At 62.0% G+C, this 16,894-nt stretch carries 12 protein-coding genes and 1 pseudogene; 4 read left to right on the top strand and 9 right to left on the bottom strand.

All coding sequences use genetic code 11. From position 1 onward, the window contains the following. Nucleotides 1-210: 210 nt before the first annotated feature. Nucleotides 211-1,728, bottom strand: a complete 1,518-nt coding sequence (gene sufB / locus FJW03_RS06710) for a Fe-S cluster assembly protein SufB (RefSeq protein WP_140609433.1) — start codon at nt 1,726-1,728, stop codon at nt 211-213. 241 nt (nt 1,729-1,969) lie between these two features. After that, nucleotides 1,970-3,148: a cysteine desulfurase family protein gene (locus FJW03_RS06705; RefSeq protein WP_140762253.1), complete on the bottom strand. Its 1,179-nt coding sequence runs from the start codon at nt 3,146-3,148 to the stop codon at nt 1,970-1,972. A gap of 237 nt (nt 3,149-3,385) precedes the next feature. On the opposite strand from FJW03_RS06705, the gene FJW03_RS06700 reads away from it, so the two are divergent. Continuing rightward, nucleotides 3,386-4,060 (top strand): alpha/beta hydrolase, encoded by a 675-nt coding sequence (locus tag FJW03_RS06700; protein ID WP_027042409.1) that lies wholly within the window; start codon nt 3,386-3,388, stop codon nt 4,058-4,060. 64 nt (nt 4,061-4,124) lie between these two features. Beyond that, a pseudogene (locus tag FJW03_RS06695) lies at nt 4,125-5,223 on the top strand (IS630 family transposase). Between the two features lie 113 nt (nt 5,224-5,336). Here FJW03_RS06695 and FJW03_RS06690 read toward each other — a convergent pair. The 4 genes from FJW03_RS06690 to FJW03_RS06675 all read right to left on the bottom strand — a co-directional run bounded on the left by FJW03_RS06690 (nt 5,337) and on the right by FJW03_RS06675 (nt 8,933). After that, nucleotides 5,337-5,993, bottom strand: a complete 657-nt coding sequence (locus tag FJW03_RS06690) for a phosphatase PAP2 family protein (RefSeq protein WP_226890606.1) — start codon at nt 5,991-5,993, stop codon at nt 5,337-5,339. 190 nt (nt 5,994-6,183) lie between these two features. Beyond that, the gene (locus FJW03_RS06685) at nt 6,184-7,833 is read right to left on the bottom strand and encodes an ArnT family glycosyltransferase (RefSeq protein WP_181169031.1); all 1,650 of its coding nucleotides are present in this window, start codon (nt 7,831-7,833) and stop codon (nt 6,184-6,186) included. Nucleotides 7,834-7,873: 40 nt separating this feature from the next. Next, nucleotides 7,874-8,206 carry a lipid-A-disaccharide synthase N-terminal domain-containing protein gene (locus FJW03_RS06680; RefSeq protein ID WP_140609439.1) on the bottom strand — a complete coding sequence of 111 codons (333 nt, stop codon included), beginning with the start codon at nt 8,204-8,206 and terminating at the stop codon, nt 7,874-7,876. After that, the gene (locus FJW03_RS06675; RefSeq protein ID WP_140766657.1) at nt 8,199-8,933 is read right to left on the bottom strand and encodes a glycosyltransferase family 2 protein; all 735 of its coding nucleotides are present in this window, start codon (nt 8,931-8,933) and stop codon (nt 8,199-8,201) included. Before FJW03_RS06675 ends, FJW03_RS06680 begins: the two co-directional genes overlap by 8 nt. Nucleotides 8,934-9,302: 369 nt before the next feature. On the opposite strand from FJW03_RS06675, the gene tyrS reads away from it, so the two are divergent. Beyond that, on the top strand, nt 9,303-10,556 hold the full coding sequence (gene tyrS / locus FJW03_RS06670; RefSeq protein ID WP_140766656.1) for a tyrosine--tRNA ligase: 1,254 nt from the start codon (nt 9,303-9,305) through the stop codon (nt 10,554-10,556). A gap of 6 nt (nt 10,557-10,562) precedes the next feature. On the opposite strand, the gene FJW03_RS06665 is transcribed toward tyrS, so the two are convergent. Beyond that, nucleotides 10,563-13,949, bottom strand: a complete 3,387-nt coding sequence (locus tag FJW03_RS06665) for a DUF3971 domain-containing protein (protein ID WP_140766655.1) — start codon at nt 13,947-13,949, stop codon at nt 10,563-10,565. A 95-nt stretch (nt 13,950-14,044) separates the two neighbouring features. Here FJW03_RS06665 and FJW03_RS06660 point away from each other — a divergent pair, with 95 nt between their 5' ends. After that, nucleotides 14,045-14,512, top strand: a complete 468-nt coding sequence (locus tag FJW03_RS06660; RefSeq protein WP_140766654.1) for a peroxiredoxin — start codon at nt 14,045-14,047, stop codon at nt 14,510-14,512. 32 nt (nt 14,513-14,544) lie between these two features. Here FJW03_RS06660 and FJW03_RS06655 read toward each other — a convergent pair whose 3' ends face one another. Further along, complete coding sequence (locus FJW03_RS06655) at nt 14,545-15,690, bottom strand: GNAT family N-acetyltransferase (RefSeq protein WP_140766653.1); 1,146 nt, start codon at nt 15,688-15,690, stop codon at nt 14,545-14,547. Further along, nucleotides 15,687-16,694 (bottom strand): sterol desaturase family protein, encoded by a 1,008-nt coding sequence (locus tag FJW03_RS06650; RefSeq protein ID WP_181173336.1) that lies wholly within the window; start codon nt 16,692-16,694, stop codon nt 15,687-15,689. The genes FJW03_RS06655 and FJW03_RS06650 overlap by 4 nt, the downstream gene beginning before the upstream one ends. Between the last annotated feature and the right edge of the window lie 200 nt (nt 16,695-16,894).

The following is a 16,894-nucleotide window of genomic DNA, read 5'->3' as shown; positions in this document are numbered from 1 at the left end:
GTCTCATCCGGTTAACAAGGCCCAACACTAGAAAGGCAGCAAAAAAGCAGGACACTCCCAAGACGGATAGCGAGCCGCTGACTTGCTTCAGAACCGGAAGGTCGCCGATAGAGCCGACGAGCGCCAACACGGCACCGGCGACCGCAAGGAACAGCGCTACCGCCAAGGCACCAAGTAGCATGTTTCCCAGGAACTTCAGCATATTCTCGACTAGCCCACGCTTCCTTCCAGCGAGATGCCGATCAGCTTCTGCGCCTCCACCGCGAACTCCATCGGCAGTTGCTGGATGACGTCCTTGACGAAGCCGTTGACGATCAGCGCGATCGCCTCTTCTTCCGGAATGCCGCGCTGCATGACGTAGAACTTCTGGTCCTCGGAAATCTTCGACGTCGTCGCCTCGTGCTCGAACTGCGCCGTCGAGTTCTTGGCTTCCATGTAGGGCACGGTGTGCGCGCCGCATTGGTCGCCGATCAGCAACGAGTCGCAATTGGTGAAGTTGCGGGCGTTGGTCGCCTTGCGGTGCGCCGAGACCTGGCCGCGATAGGTGTTCTGCGAGAAGCCGGCAGCGATGCCCTTGGAGATGATGCGGCTCGACGTGTTCTTGCCGAGATGGATCATCTTGGTGCCCGAGTCGACCTGCTGATAGCCGTTCGACACCGCAATCGAATAGAATTCGCCCGAGGAATCGTCGCCGCGCAGGATGCAGCTCGGATACTTCCACGTGATGGCCGAGCCGGTTTCGACCTGCGTCCACGAGATCTTCGAACGGTCGCCACGGCAGTCGCCGCGCTTGGTGACGAAATTGTAGATGCCGCCCTTGCCCTCGGCATCGCCGGGGTACCAGTTCTGCACGGTCGAATATTTGATCTCGGCATCGTCGAGCGCCACCAGTTCGACGACAGCGGCGTGAAGCTGGTTCTCGTCGCGCTGCGGCGCCGTGCAGCCTTCGAGATAGGAGACGTAGGCCCCCTCCTCGGCGATGATCAGCGTGCGCTCGAACTGGCCGGTGTTCTTCTCGTTCATGCGGAAATAGGTCGACAGCTCCATCGGGCAGCGCACGCCCTTGGGCACGAAGACGAACGAGCCGTCGGTGAAGACAGCCGAATTCAGCGTGGCGTAGAAATTGTCGGATGTCGGCACCACCGAGCCCAGATATTTCTGTACCAGTTCGGGGTGCTCGCGGATGGCTTCCGAGATCGAGCAGAAGATAACGCCGGCCTGCGCCAACTCCTTCTTGAAGGTTGTGACGACCGAGACGGAATCGAACACCGCGTCGACCGCGACGCGGCCCGATTTATAGACATTGTCGCTGACTTCCTCGAGTTCGGAAGCATCGGTCTTCTGGACGCCAGCCAGGATTTCCTGCTCCTTCAGCGGAATGCCGAGCTTCTCGTAGACCTTCAGCAGTTCGGGATCGACATCGCTCAGCGACTTCGGGCCGGGCGTGCTCTTGGGCGCCGCGTAGTAATAGATGTCCTGGAAATCGATCTTGGGATAGTTGACGCGCGCCCAGGTCGGCTCCTCGAGCGTCAGCCAGCGGCGATAGGCTTCCAGGCGCCATTCCAGCATCCAGGACGGTTCGTCCTTCTTTGCCGAAATGAAACGGATGATGTCTTCGCTCAGGCCCTTGGGGGCCTTGTCGACAGCGATTTCGGTCTGGAATCCATATTTATACTGGTCGACATCGATCTTGCGGACTCGATCGATCGTCTCCTGCACAGCAGGCATAAGCGTTCTCCATCCACGCCGGGGTCAAGACCCGACAGTTTTCAAACTATGGCACCGCCGAAATGGACACCAAAAGGGGCATTCGCGGCAGCGTAGTTTCATATAGTGCGCTTCGACCGGAAATTCACCCGGCCAGCATGAAACGCACGGCTCTACCAGGCCCGAAGGCCCGAATACGTTACCCAAACATCGGATTTTCCCGAAAACCGCTACGCACTTTTCGGTCCGATGCTCCCAACCGCTACGCGGCTTTATCCCTATCCGCCTTGTCTCTGGCGGCTTGGCGCGCGGCGATCCCCGCCAGCGCGGCGCGGAACAGTTCGATGTCCTCGGCGCCCGTCGCCGAACCGATCGACACGCGCAAGGCGCCGAGACTGTCGCCGTAGCCCATTGCCTTCAGCACATGGCTCGGCCCGACCTTGCCCGACGAGCAGGCGGAGCCGGCCGACAGCGCCACACCGGCCAGATCGAAAGCGATCTGCGCGGTTTCCGCCTTGACGTTCGCAATAGCGAAGAATGTCGTGTTGGCAAGCCTTGGCGCGCCGGTTCCAAAGATTTCCGCCTCGGGCACCAGCGTTTTCACGATGGCCTCGATCTCGTCACGGCGCTGTCGCACCGCATCCATAGCCTGCAATTCGGCCAAAGCCTCACGCGCGGCCGCGCCAAAACCGGCGATGGCGGCGAGGTTTTCCGTTCCGCCGCGGTGGCCCTTTTCCTGGCCTCCACCGTTGATCAGGGGCTTGGGCATCATCAGATCGGCGGCGGCGACAATGGCCCCAACGCCCTTGGGGCCACCGATCTTGTGCGAAGACAGAATCAAATAATCGGCGTAACCCGCTGACATATCGATTGAAACACGGCCCGCGGCTTGAACCGCATCAACGACGAGAACGCCGCCCGCGGCCTTCACGATCCCTGCGATACGATCGATCGGCTGGATGACGCCGGTCTCGTTGTTAGCGGCATGGATCGCCACCAGCGGCAGGCCATCGGCCTCGTCGTGAGCGTCAAGCGCGGTAGCCAGGGCGACAAGATCGGCAATGCCACTGGCATCGACGCCGATGCGCGTCACCTGCGCTGCCGGGAAGCGCCCGCCATTCAACAGGCAGGGATGGTCGGCCGCCGACACGTAAAGCCGGCTCATGCGAACGCTGCCACGCCCCATCTGCCAGTCCGGGGTCAGCAGCGTCGAGGCCGCTTCGGTCGCGCCGGAGGTGAACACGACATGCTCGGGCCTGGCATTCACCAGCGCCGCAACCTCACGCCTCGCAGTCTCGATCAGGCGTCGCGCCGCGCGCCCTTCGGCGTGGACCGAGGACGGATTGGCGGTCACGTCCAGCGCCGCGACCATAGCCTCGCGTGCCGCCGCGAGCAGCGGAGTGCTGGCATTGTAGTCGAGATAGGCGCGTTTTGCGGCCATTTTCGTCCAGTCGGTCCCTTCAGAAGCCATTCCGCTGTCGTATGGCGTTATTTCCTTGAAATTCCAAGGCGAGCCGTCCTATTTACGCGGCTTGCGGCGCGGTAGCCAGGCTCGAGGTCTGGCCACTTAGTTTTGAATAGTTCTAAACTAGCTTCTAAGAAGACGCTCGCCCTGCGTCAAGGCCAGAGGAAGACACGTTCCGGGCGCCGCGCATTCGTATGCCAAGTGGAGTATTTTATGCCTGAGGTCATTTTCACCGGTCCGGCCGGCCGCCTGGAGGGACGCTATCAGCCCTCCAAGGAAAAGAGCGCGCCGATCGCCATCGTCCTACATCCGCACCCGCAGTTCGGCGGCACGATGAACAACAAGATCGTCTACGACCTCTTCTACATGTTCCAGAAGCGTGATTTCACCACGCTGCGCTTCAATTTCCGCGGCATCGGCCGCAGCCAGGGCGAATTCGATCACGGCACCGGCGAATTGTCTGACGCGGCCGCCGCTCTCGACTGGGTGCAGTCGCTGCATCCGGATTCCAAGAGCTGCTGGGTCGCCGGTTATTCGTTCGGCTCGTGGATCGGCATGCAGCTCCTGATGCGCCGGCCCGAGATCGAAGGCTTCATCTCGATCGCGCCGCAGCCGAACACCTATGATTTCTCGTTCCTGGCGCCCTGCCCGTCATCCGGCCTGATCATCCATGGCGATGCCGACAAAGTGGCGCCGCCCAAGGATGTGCAAGGCCTGGTCGATAAGCTGCACACGCAAAAGGGCATCACCATCACCCAGAAGACCTTGCCCGGCGCCAACCATTTCTTCGCCAATGACGCAGACCTTTTGATCGAGGAATGTGCCGACTATCTCGATCGGCGGCTCGCCGGCGAGTTGTCTGATCCTCGGCCGAAGCGGCTGCGCTAGTCCCCTGGAACAAAAGTAAGCTTCATTTTGTTTGGCTTCTGTCACAAGAGCAGGAGTTTGATTCATGGCTGGCAGGCAGGCGGACCTTGTCGTTCTAAGCGACGCGGATAGAGGTTTCCTCGAATCTCAGGTGCGCCGGCATAAGGCGCCGCGCTCCTTGTCGGATCGATGCCGGATGGTCTTGCTGTGCGCGCAGGGTTTGCAAAGCAAAGACGTTGCCGAACGCCTGGGTGTTCACGAGCACACGGTTGGCAAGTGGCGCCGTCGGTTCGTACAGGATGGTATTGAAGGGCTGACAGATGAATATCGTACCGGTCGACCGCGAACTGTCTCCGATGCCCAGGTTGCTCAGGTCGTCGAGCGTACGTTGAACACCACTCCCAAGGATGCCACGCACTGGTCCATCCGTTCGATGGCAGCCGACCGCGGCCTTTCTCATACCACCATCCGTCGGATCTGGACCGCGTTTTTGCCTGCAGCCGCATCGTACCGAGACATTCAAGCTTTCCTCCGATCCGCTCTTCGTTGATAAGGTGCAGGACATCGTCGGCCTCTATATGTCACCACCGGACCGGGCGATCGTGCTATGCGTGGATGAGAAATCGCAAATCCAGGCATTGGATCGCGAGCAGCCGGTTCTGCCTATGGCACCGGGCGTCGCCGAACGGCGTACTCATACTTATGTTCGCAACGGCACGACTTCTCTGTTCGCCGCGCTCGATGTTGCCACTGGGGCGGTGATAGGTCATTGCTACAAGCGTCACCGGGCCACCGAATTCCTCGACTTCCTGAAGCGGATCGACACCGAAATGCCCAATGGCCCGGACGTGCATCTGGTGATGGACAACTATGCGACCCACAAGACGCCGAGGATCAAGGCTTGGCTCGCGCGCCGTCCACACTGGCATGTTCACTTCACGCCAACGTCGGCATCCTGGATCAATCAGGTCGAGCGGTGGTTCGCAGAGCTGACGCGAAAGCAGTTGCAGCGCGGCGTACACCGTTCCACCGCAGAACTGGAAGCTGATATCGACGCCTTCATCGAAACCCACAACGAGAACCCGACCCCATACAAATGGGTCAAATCCGCCGACCAAATCCTCGCGTCGGTCAAGCGCTTCTGCCAGAAGACAATGAACCGAACTTCAGATTCAGGTGACTAGGAGGTCAGGTCATTCCATGGGCGGGCGGACAATGTCCGCCTCGCCGTATCTGCTTTGCGGGCGTGCCGGCCACATCAGGCAAGCTTTTCGCTCATCCACGCGCCCGGCACCGCCTATCTTTCTGGCGCAACCAGCCGGAATGACGATTTGCGGACCGCCAGGCCCGTCGCTGCCGGCCGGAAGATGAAGCCGAGGCGGGCAAAAACCAACCCGCAGACAAGCGCGAAGGCGCAGCCGAGGCCGAAGCCGGCCACCGTGTCGCTGGGATAGTGCGCACCGACAAAGACCCTGGTCGAGGCGATGCAGGCCGTCACCGCCAGGGCGATATACCAGCGCCGCGGAAACAAGAGCAGCAGGATGCCGAACACGGCGCCCATCGTCGTGGCATGACCGGAAGGGAAGCCGGCGAAGCGGGCGTCGAAGGCAAAAGGATGTAGCGCAAGAACACCGAAATCCTGGAAATAGAGCGGGCGGGCACGTCCGATCGCATATTTGAGGACGTTCACCAGCAAGCCGGACAGGCCGACCGAGGCGAGCACGAGAAACGCCAGGCAGGTCCAGTTGTAGACGAGCATCAACCGCCGGCGCGAAAGGCTCCGCCAATCGGTCAGGTTGGCCGCGACAAGCAGGAGCGCCGACGGGATCAGGTACCAGCCACCGAGCGCGAACTGTGTCAGGAATTCCGCAAGCCTGCCGACGCCGGGCGACCACTGGCCATGAATCTGCCCCGCCAGCGTGTCGAGCCGAACGAACGCCGCAGCCGTCAGCAAGACCCAAACAATTGCCCAAACCGGCCACACTATATCTGGGTATCGGGCAGGACGAGCGGCAAAGCGGCTCTTCGCGATGCGCATCGTGTCGCGAAAATTGTCGACCGACCGCCGCCCCACCCCCAGGAGCTTGCCAGAAACGGGTAGACGCGATTTCACGAGCATTGGGAACTCGACACCATCATCGAAGTCATTGCGCGACACGGTAAAGGCCGAGCGACAGTTTGTCTCCCGACGAATAGTTGAGGCCATCGATCTTGGCGACACGGTTCACCGATTTGCCTCGCACCGACAGCATGCCATTGAGTTTCTGCTCGTCGCCGATCGGCGCCAGCCCCAGCGCGCAGGCAGGGTCGGCAAGCAGATGTTCCGCAACGCCGCCGACATCCGTCAGCACCGTTTTCGTGCCGACCAGGAACACCAGGCTCGGTTCCTGGTAGCGCGCCGAGGCCAGCACCGTCGTGTCGCAAGGTTTATTGGCAAGCACCGCCGCCTTGATCGCCGGGCTCAGCCATATCGGCTTTAGCGACGGCGCGATGACCCCGAACAGCAAGGCATAGGTGATGCCGGCACAAGCCGCGACGGCGCCGATGCGGGGCAGCGGCACCTGCAACTGCCGGGAAAACGCGAGATAGCCGGTGCCGAGCGCGGCGGCTGCCGCCGGAATGCTCCACCAGGAGAAAGCGTGGGTAAGGTAGATCGGCGCTCCGATGCAGACCGCGGCAAGGCCGAGGCTGACCACCACCAGACCAAACGCGGTCGACCACCACAGCCATTGCTGCCAGCGCTTGAGCGGTGCATTGGCGTCCTGCGGCTGCAACGTCAGCAACCAGCCGATCAGCAGCGCCATGCCGGGATAGGCCGGCAGCACGTAATGCGGCAGCTTCGTCGGGATCAGTTCGAACACCAGCCAGAATGGAATATACCAGGCAAGGCAAAAGCGCAGCCTGATATCGTCGCGCAGACGGTTCAGGGCCTGAAGGCCGGCGCCGACCGCGATCAACCCGAACGGCCACATGAACAGCGAATAGGTCAGCATGTAGAAGCCGGGCGGCAGGCCGTGCGATTCCTCGCCCGACGCGACCTTGCCGAGCATGTCCTTGCCGACCGCCTGCTGCAGGAAGGCGCCGTGGCTCTTCCAGGTAATCGCGGCGAGCCAAGGCAGCGCGATCAGCACGACGAGCAGCAGTCCGCGCCCGACCCTGAGCTTCGACAGCCAGCGCCCATCACGCTCGAAGGCGAACAGCACCGCGATGGTCAGCGCCGACAGCAGCGGCGCGATCGGGCCCTTGATCAGGATCGCTGCCCCTTGGGCGATCCAGAAGATCCACCAGAGATGGCCGCCAACCGGCTCGTTGCGGCGCGATGCCAGATAGATCTGCGCCAGCGCGCCTTGTGCCGCCACGCAGCAGGCCAGCAGCATCGCATCGGTCTTTGCGTCGCGGCCTTCGAAAGCGGTGGCGAAGATCGCGGCCATCACCAGGCCGGCGGCAATACCGGCACTCGCTCCAAATAGATTGGTCCCTGTCCATGCAATCGCCAGCACGGCAATGGCGATGCCAAGCGCGGAGACCGTGCGGTAGATCCAGATCGGCGCCCCGGCGCCTTGCCCGCTGAGTGCCACGGCCGCCGATTGCAGCCAGTAGATGCCGATCGGCTTCTGGTAGCGTGAGGCATCCTGAAAGCGGATATCGACATAGTCGCCGCTCTCGACCATCTGCTTGGTGGCCTGTACGAAGCGCGGTTCGTCGCGGTCGAGCGGCGGCATCGATGCCAATCCCGACATCGTCATCAGCAGGCTGAACAGGAAGAGAAGAATGTAGTTCCTGTTCAACGCCATGCTTTAGCCTCTGTGATGGATTTTCGAAGTGACGGGCCGCTCAATCGACCTTGGTCATAGCCGCCTTGCGCTCATTGGCGATCAGCCAGAGATTTCTGACATAGATGAACATGCCCATGGCCTGGCCGGCGATGAACACCGGATCCTGGCGCTGGATGGCGTAGATCAGAAGCAGACCGCCGCCAAACAACGAGAAAAACCAGAACGCCACCGGCACGACGCTGCGCTTGGCCTTTTCCGAAGCGAGCCACTGCACGACGAAGCGCATGGTGAAGAAGAACTGGGCGATGAAACCGAGCAGAACCCAGGCGTCGAATTGCTTGATGAAAACCTGGTGAAGCCAGGTTACCAGTTCCTGTAACACGTTAACCACGCCTGATTTCCTCTACTTTTGGCATTCTGCGACGCCTGCGGCGCAACCACCAGACGCCGCCAAGATCGAGCACGCCTTGCAGGCCGCGATCGAAAATGCCGTAGTTCGATTTCCCGTGCCGGCGCGAGCGATCGATGACGTCGCAATGCACGACGCGATACCCCTCTTGGATAACCAGGGCCGGAACGAAGCGATGGGTGCCGTCGAAGAACGGCAGTTTGCGTAAGATATCGGTATGAACCGCTTTCAGGCCGCAGCCGGTGTCGCGCGTCTCATCATGCAGGATGGCGTTTCTCAGCCAGTTGGCGAAACGCGACGCCAGTTGCTTGACCTTGCTGTCGCGGCGCTTGAGGCGCTGTCCCTGCGCGGCGCCGAAATCGGGGCCGGCCTGCCGCAATGCGTCGACGAGCACGGGAATGTATTGCGGATCGTTCTGTCCGTCGCCGTCGATCGTTGCGACGATGCTGCCGCGCGCCGCCCAGGCGCCCGAACGCACCGAGAGACTCTGGCCGGCGGATTTCGGGTGCCGCAATTCCCGCACCGGGAATGGCCGACGTGCCGCCTGCTCGGCAAGCACCGCAGCGGTTTCGTCGGTCGAACCGTCATTGACGATGATCAGCTCGAAATCACGCCCGGTCATCGCCGTCTCGATCTCGTCGATCAGCAGCGGCAGGTTTGCCGCCTCGTTCCTGCAAGGAATGACGATGGATATCAATGCGTCCGGCATGTCGCGTGGGGCTCTGTCGTCGGGTATGGCATTCGATGGATGCCATGCGGTGCCGTTGGAGGTCGTGGGGTTGCAGGAACCTTGTGGCGCGGCGCCTCATTACGCCAGCCGAAACGATGAAGCAAGCATTCGTGCCCCAAGGCGCGTTACGCCGTTTCAACAAGGGTTGATCGCGTTGCCGCTTTCCTGATCGGGAACTCCGGGTCGGCGCACCAGCAAAACCGGATTCCATTTTTTGCTGCTCACGAACTCCTGGTGCCGCGAACAGGCGCAAAACCGGATTCCACTTTTGCTGATCGCGCTTGGGTGCTAAACGCGCGCGTTCATATGTCCGCGCCGGATTGCGCCGACGCTCTCGGGAAAGAAAAAATGTCCGCCTTCAAATCCGACTTCCTGCGCACGATGAGCGAGCGCGGCTTTATCCACCAGACCTCGGATGATGCCGGTCTCGACCAGCTTTTCGCCACGGAGACGGTAACGGCCTATATCGGTTTCGATGCGACCGCCAAGAGCTTGCATGCTGGTTCACTCATCCAGATCATGATGCTGCACTGGTTGCAGAAGACCGGTCATCGGCCGATCGCGCTGATGGGTGGCGGCACCTCGATGATCGGTGATCCGTCCTTCAAGGACGAGGCGCGCAAACTTTTGACGCCGCAGGACATTGACGACAACCTGGCCGGCATCCGCCGCAACTTCATGCCATACCTGAAATTCGGCAGTGGTCCCAACGACGCGGTGATGATCAACAACGCCGACTGGCTGATGGAGATCAACTACGTCAATTTCCTGCGCGACGTCGGCCGGCACTTTTCGGTCAACCGCATGCTCGCCTTCGATTCCGTCAAGCTCCGGCTCGATCGCGAGCAGTCGCTGTCGTTCCTCGAATTCAATTACATGATCCTGCAGGCCTATGATTTCGTCGAGCTCTACAAACGTCTCGGCTGCCGCCTGCAGATGGGCGGCTCCGATCAGTGGGGCAATATCATCAACGGCATCGATCTCGGCCGCCGCATGGAGGATGCGCAGCTTTACGCGCTGACGACGCCGCTGCTGACGACCTCGTCCGGCGCCAAGATGGGCAAGTCGGCCTCGGGCGCGGTCTGGCTCGACGCGGAAATGCTGAGCGCCTACGAGTTCTGGCAGTACTGGCGCAACACCGAGGATGCCGACGTTGCCCGTTTCCTGAAACTCTACACGACATTGCCATTGGACGAGGTCGCGCGGCTTGAGCGGCTCAGTGGATCCGAGATCAATGAGGCAAAGAAAATCCTCGCCACCGAAATCACCGCTTTGCTGCACGGTCGCGCCGCCGCGGAACAAGCCGGAGAGACAGCGCGCAAGACGTTCGAGGAAGGCGCGCTCGCCGAAACATTGCCGACCGTGGAGGCCGACAAGGCCGCTCTGGAGGCCGGCGTCGGCATCCTGTCGCTGCTGGTCACGGCCGGGTTGGCTTCGTCCAATGGCGAGGCGCGGCGGCACATCCAGGGTGGCGCCGTGCGCCTGAACGATCAGTCGGTCAGCGATGATCGCCGCATGGTCACGCTTCAGGATTTGAGTCCGGAAAACGTAGTAAAGCTTTCACTGGGCAGGAAAAAACACGTCCTGGTGCGGCCAGTCTGAGGCCCCTCACCGATATTCGAAGATCGACCTGAATATGCCTGGCGCGATCACCGACAACGGATTGACGTCGAGCACCGGCTTGTTGGCGTTGCCCCTCAGCCGGTAGGTGACGCCGATCAGGCCGCGGTCGCGGCCGTTGCCCAGAAGCGCGCCGACGATGGGCAGTTCGCCAAAGATGCGGTTGAGGCCATAGACCGGCATGAAGGTGCCGGTCATGTCCATATTGTTGTTCTGGTCATAAAGGATGCCCTGGAACGTCGTGCCGATGCGCGGGCCGCGCAGCACGCCGTTGGCCAGCTTCAGATAGCCGCTGCCTTTCTCGATCTCGGCATAACCGCGCTCGAACTTGACCCGCGAGGTGTCGAGAGAGCCCTTGACCGCCTGGTTAAGGCTGCGGCTGTCGCCTGCCGGCGTAGTCGAGACGATGGAGGCCAGTTTCGGTTCGTTGACGACGAAGAAGTTGGTGGTGTCGACCTTGCCCTTCATCGGCCCGTCGCTGGCCCCCGTCAGCGCCAGCGTGATCGAGCCACCTTCCATATGCTCGTAGATGTTGAGGAACCTGAGGATCGCGCCGGCGTCCGCCGATTGCACGTTGAGCGCGCGCCGGCCGTCGCCGGTCGTGTTGCTGACCGCTATGGCGGCGCCTGAACTCGCCGTGGCGCTGACCTTGAGGCCGTTCACCCTCGAACCGGCCGCGCTGTAGTCGAGCTTCAGGTTGGACAATTGCTCGTCGTGGAACCCGGTGAGTAGATCGACATCGGCGCTGACCGAAATGGCGTCAGCGCCAGTGGTCTTGGTGGCCGTATCCACATCCGAGGTGAACTGCTTGATCAGCGAGCGGGCGTCCAGGGCGTTGCCGCTGATGTTGACCGCATAGCCCTTGCCCGATCGCTTCACCGAAACCGCGACATCGTCGCCCCTGTTCAAGGTGACCTTGCTGAATTTTGCCGATGACAGGGCGCCGTTGACCAACACGATGCCGCCGTCGATGGAGAATGTCTTGCCGTCGAGGTTGAAGTCGGACAGCGTCGTGGTGTCGCCGGATTTGGTCATGACGAAGGTGACGTTGGCGGGAACCCCTGCCCCCTTGCTCCAGCCGGCCCAGGGAATGTCCAGCCTGGCGTTGGTCAGGTCGGCCGAGACGTTCTGGTTGCCGCTGCCGCTCTTGTCGATCGCGACCTTCACTGTTCCGCCGAGCAGCGGCGTCAGGCCGGGCATGGCGGCGGCCCGGACCTTGTCGTCGAGCACCAGGGCCACCTTGCGGCTGCGCGCCGGCCCATCATCCGCCAGCGGCTCGACGAGATCGAGTTCGGCCGGAATGCCGTTCAGCGACGCCTTGGCGGAAATGACAGCCTTTTCCGGGTCGACCGTGATCGAGCCGTCGGCAGCCGTCACGGTCTGCCCCTCGAACGGCTTGGCCAGAGACAGGCCGGTGTAGTCGAGCGACACCAGCCAATCGAGCTTCGAGGTATCGACGCCGAATTGCAACGGGATATCCGCCCTGACATGACCGGTGACGCCGCCGGAGAGGTCTTCGGGCAGCAAGCCGACATGGCGCATGGCATTGATCGGTTCGTAGGAGGCAAGTTCGGCGACAGCGGATGCATCGCCGGCAACGTCGATGTCGAGCGCGCCGATGACCGGCGGGCGGTTCGCCGCCTTGATCGTCAGCGTGCCGTTGCTCGCCGCCACGGTGCGGCCGCTGGGCATGAAGACGGTGCCCGAAGAGAGCGCGATATCGACATCATTGCCGTGGAAGCCGACGACGCCCACCGCATCGCGTATCGGCGGAATGCGGCCGGCCGTGTCGAAGCGCGACCCTTCGATCTGGAAGCGGCCGAACACCTCGTCCGCCGAAAGCGGCACGCCGTTGCCCAGGCGATCCGGCACGACCTGGAACTGGAGGTTGGCATCGACGACGCGGCCGCCGAACAGATTGTCCAGCACCCAGAGCCGCGCATTGCGCGCCGAAAACCACGGCCAAAGCTGTTTGACGTGAGAGACCGGCATATCGTGGACGTTGAGCGCCAGATTGATTCCGGGAGCCTTGCCGTCGACGAATTCCACGGCCGCGGTGCCAAGCACCTCGCTGGAAGCGGCGGACCGGACGGCGATCTGTTCGGCCACCAATTTGTGGCTTTTCGTCTGATAGACGCCGGCGATGCGGGCGAGGAAGGTCAGTGCGGGCTCGGGTGATTCCGAAGGCGCCAGTGTAGAGCCGTCACTGGTCAGGTCATAGCGGTAGGCTGGCTCCTCGCCCGCGGCGCCAGTCGAGGGCTTAGGCCCGATCGAGCCGGCGAAATCGAAGGTCGAGCGACCGGTCTTGAGCAACAGCCGGTTGACCTGAATCTTGTTGCTGCCGTGGACAAGCGTAGCATCGACATCGAGATCGGCCGGCAGCAGCCCGCGCGGGCCCAGATCGAGGACCGAGCCGGTGGACGACAGGGACGCCTTCAGCCGCGCGGCGGTGTCGCCCGCCCCTTGCGCTCCCTTGAGCTTCAGAGTGAGCGCGCCCAGCTTGCCACCACCCGCCGCCGCGACTTCGTTGCCGTCGCCGGCAATCCCGATCGTGGCATCCAGTGCCGTTACGCGCCTGGTCATCGCATCGTGTGCCGCGGATGCGGCAATGGTCACCGCCTTGCCGTCCAGATCCACCTGCGACGACAGCTCGATACCGCCAGCCCCGGATTGAACGACGGTGGCGTCGGCCACCTTGATCGACTTGATCGTACCAGCCTCGGGCAAGACGAATTCGACATTGTGAAGATCGATGCGATGCATCGATTCCTCGCGCACCGCATCGAGTGCATTGCCGATGTTGCCGAACACCGCGTCGGACAGTTTTTCCGGGTCGATCAGCCCATCGCCATTGCGCAATTCAGCGGTCCAGTCGCCGCCCGACGGCATCGCCGCCGTGACGATGCGCGCATCGGAGATCCTGGCGCTGGTCAGCCGCACCTCACCCCATAGCAGCGGCACAAGGCGAACGCCGAAGCGCACGCGTCCCGCGTCGGCCATGGCGTTGCCGTCGCTGGTCTTCAGGCTGACATCGCTCACCTGGAGAGCGATGAAGCTCGAACCGTCGAGCGTGATGCGAGCAGGCCCGATCGCGACATGGACATCGACGCCCGCCAGCCTCTCGATGGCGCTCTCCGCCTCGATGCGCAGCCGGTCTGCCCCGATGCCGGAAAGGCCTATGAGATAAACGCCCACCGCGGCCAGCAGCATGAGCGCGACCACGCCGGCGAACACGCGCGAAAGGATGCGGAAGCCGCGGCCGATCGACGCCTGGCCGAGCGGCGGAACGCGGCACGCGGACGGCATGGCCCCCAGGTCGGTGATTTCATCCCGCCGGAACCTGATCTTTTCGTGCTGCGGTTGCTCCTGATCCACGCAATCTTCCGTTGTACGAATTCGCTCGTGGACGAATCCCCGGTCGACACTATATCGGTGTGGCTTCGCGCGTAACCTCAAACAAGGGCATCGGTATGGCTGACCTCGACGTGGGTGATCTTGCGCCGCAATTCGACCTGCCGCGGGATGGTGGCGGCTCGCTCAGCCTTGCCGCATCCGCCGGCAAGCCGGTGGTGCTCTATTTCTATCCGCAGGACGACACGACGAGTTGCACGCAGGAAGCAATCAGCTTTTCACAGCTGAAACCGGAATTCGAGAAGGCCGGCGCCGTCGTGATCGGCCTGTCGCCCGACCCCGTCAGGAAGCACGACAAGTTCAAGTCGAAATACAACCTCACCATCGACCTCGCCGCCGACGAGGAGCGCAAGGTGATCGAGGCCTACCATCTGTGGGTCGAAAAATCGATGTATGGCCGCAAATACATGGGCGTCGAGCGCGCGACGTTCCTGATCGGCCGCGACGGCCGGATCGCCCGGATCTGGCGCAAGGTCCGGGTCAAGGACCATGCCGAGGAAGTGCTCGCGGCGGTTCGCGCCCTTTGAGCGCGGCGATGCCACGTTCACACGAGCCGGCCTTACTCGTCGGGTGTTTCCGCCTTCGGCTGCCGCTGCGGCCGCCAGGATTTCGCAACATGGTTCGCATGATCGGCGAGCGCGGCGAGATGGCCGCGCAGACCGCGCGCGCCCATCATCGACCATAGCGTGACTGATTGCGTGGCGAAGCGGCGCTTGAAGTCCTCGCCGCCGCAGAGAAAGTCAACCTTGGCCAAGCCGCGGTCGAGCGACCACTGGATATAGTCAATCATCAGCACCATACCCGGCGAGGCGCGCTCGTATTCGGGATCGTAGGTGGTGACGAAAGCCATCATCGTGCCGTGCTGCTCGAAATTGATGGAGACGGCGATAATCGTGCCGTCAAGCTCCAGCACGAAGATGCGCAACAGCCCGAGCTCGGCCAGCACGGAAACAAGCGCGGCGAGAACGGGCGAGCCCTCGTCGAACAGGTCCGAGACGCGGCCATGCCGGGCGAGCCAGAGGCGCTTCAGCGCAGCAACCCGCGCGAGCACAGGCTCGCGCGGCTCGTCCGCATCCAGCAGGCGGAAACACAATTCGCCGCCTTCCCCCATGAACTTGCGGCCACGACGGTAGTTTTGCCGGGCCTTCTTGGACAGCGTCTCGAACCATTTCGCCCCACCCTGCCAGGGACCGGCGACACGGTAGCTGATTTCGCTGCGGTGGTTGGGCCGTAGCGCCTTGCCATGGCGCGAGGTCGGGTTCAGCAGAGCACGAACACTGGCATCCGGCAGCAGACGGTTGAGATAGATCAGGTCGAATCCACCCTGATCAAGAACATACTGCCAGAGCCGGGAGAGCGCTTGCGGGTCGTTGTCGGGAGCCAACAGCGCGTCGCCATAGTCGCTGTGATCCTTCGCCGCCCATTCGAGCATGCGGATGCCGGAGCGCTTGAAAGTGGCGAGCGCAATCACGCCATCGAGCCGGTCGCCGTTCCAGGCCAGTCCGATCCTGAGCGTGCGCAGTTCCTGGTGCGGGGTCGTGCGCCACCAGGCCGCGATCCATTCTGGGTGCTGGAAAACCAGCCCGCCGACGCGCCGCCAAAGTGCGCTCCAGGCCGGCGTGATCTCGGCCAGCCGCTCCGCCGATGTTACGACTTCGAAGGTGCGTGTCGGCGGGATAGCGAGCACGAAAGGAGGAGCGTTCATGGCCGTGTCCCTTCCGATGATCGTGAGGTCCGTGGTTTTCCAGGGCGCATGCGCCTGGCGATATGCCTCCACATCCGCTTCAGCGGCATGACATAGAGGCCTGCGAGCGACTGATAATCGCGCACATCGCGGTCGATCAGTCCGAACTTGAAGTCCTCGTCGGGCTTCGGCACGTACAATGTTCCGAACAGCCGGTCCCAGAACGAGAACAGCAGGCCGAAATTCTTGTCGTAGTGGCGTGGATCGGTGCTGTGATGCAACTGGTGCCAATGAGGACACAGGATCACATTGTTGAGCCGGCCGAACGAGATCTTGAAATGCGTGTGCCTGACGAAATCCATCATCAGGATGTTGCGCATGACATAGACGTTCACGCCAAAGACGGTCAGTTCGACAAGGTTCAGCGAGATCAGCGACCAGATGCCGAAGCAGACTCCCACGATGAGGCCGTCCCAAGCCCGATTCATCAGCTCGTCGAGCGGGTGGACCCGGTCCTTGGTGATCCCGACCATCACCTCGGCCGAGTGATGCACCTTGTGCAACTCCCAAAGCAGCGGATAGCGATGCTGGGCAACATGATAGAGATAATAGGAAATGTCATAGGCAAGCAGCATGGTGATGGTGAAGATCAGCACCGTCACCGGCCCCGCCGGCCCCTCGACCAGAGGCGGCTGGAATTGGAAGAGTGTCGAAAACAGCCAGTTGGTTGCGTAGCCAACCGCAGTGACGAAGACAATGCCGGCAGGCAGCATCAGGAAGGGCATCAGGGCCTTCTTCGTCACCCAGAAAAGCAGATCGGCCTTCGCCGAGGGATGGGTGATGACCTCGTGCGGGATGACGAACTCGAAAAACTCCTTCCAGCTCTTATTCTCGACCGTGCGCCAATAGGCCACGAGCGCACTGACAAAGGCAGTCAGCAGCAAAAGCCCCGTCGCCAGCAGACCAGTGCCCGAAATCCTGTCGAGGATCTTGCCAACCAGATCGCTCAGTATTCCCACCGCCATGATGAATCCCAAATCCCGGCACGCTTTTACTCGAAAACCGTCAACTAAAAGCAATCGAAAACAGTTAAGAAACTAACCCCTATCGCGCGAGCGACAGTCGCTTCTCCTGCCAGCACATGGGTGCCGATCATCAGGGATTTCGCGACACCGGGGCCTCAAGTTGGCGGTCTTCATGCAACCTTCCGCCCGCGCGGCGTGCA

This window comes from Mesorhizobium sp. B4-1-4 (assembly GCF_006439395.2).
In the GTDB taxonomy this organism is placed as follows: Bacteria; Pseudomonadota; Alphaproteobacteria; order Rhizobiales; family Rhizobiaceae; genus Mesorhizobium.
This window is presented reverse-complemented; position numbering and strand designations above follow the sequence as displayed.

Coding starts and splice junctions, on each gene's coding strand:
- sufB (WP_140609433.1), bottom strand. CDS start 1,728: ATGCCTGCTGTGCAGGAGACGATCGATCGAGTCCGCAAGATCGATGTC.
- FJW03_RS06705 (WP_140762253.1), bottom strand. CDS start 3,148: ATGGCCGCAAAACGCGCCTATCTCGACTACAATGCCAGCACTCCGCTG.
- FJW03_RS06700 (WP_027042409.1), top strand. CDS start 3,386: ATGCCTGAGGTCATTTTCACCGGTCCGGCCGGCCGCCTGGAGGGACGC.
- FJW03_RS06685 (WP_181169031.1), bottom strand. CDS start 7,833: ATGGCGTTGAACAGGAACTACATTCTTCTCTTCCTGTTCAGCCTGCTG.
- FJW03_RS06675 (WP_140766657.1), bottom strand. CDS start 8,933: ATGCCGGACGCATTGATATCCATCGTCATTCCTTGCAGGAACGAGGCG.
- tyrS (WP_140766656.1), top strand. CDS start 9,303: ATGTCCGCCTTCAAATCCGACTTCCTGCGCACGATGAGCGAGCGCGGC.
- FJW03_RS06660 (WP_140766654.1), top strand. CDS start 14,045: ATGGCTGACCTCGACGTGGGTGATCTTGCGCCGCAATTCGACCTGCCG.
- FJW03_RS06655 (WP_140766653.1), bottom strand. CDS start 15,690: ATGAACGCTCCTCCTTTCGTGCTCGCTATCCCGCCGACACGCACCTTC.
- FJW03_RS06650 (WP_181173336.1), bottom strand. CDS start 16,694: ATGGCGGTGGGAATACTGAGCGATCTGGTTGGCAAGATCCTCGACAGG.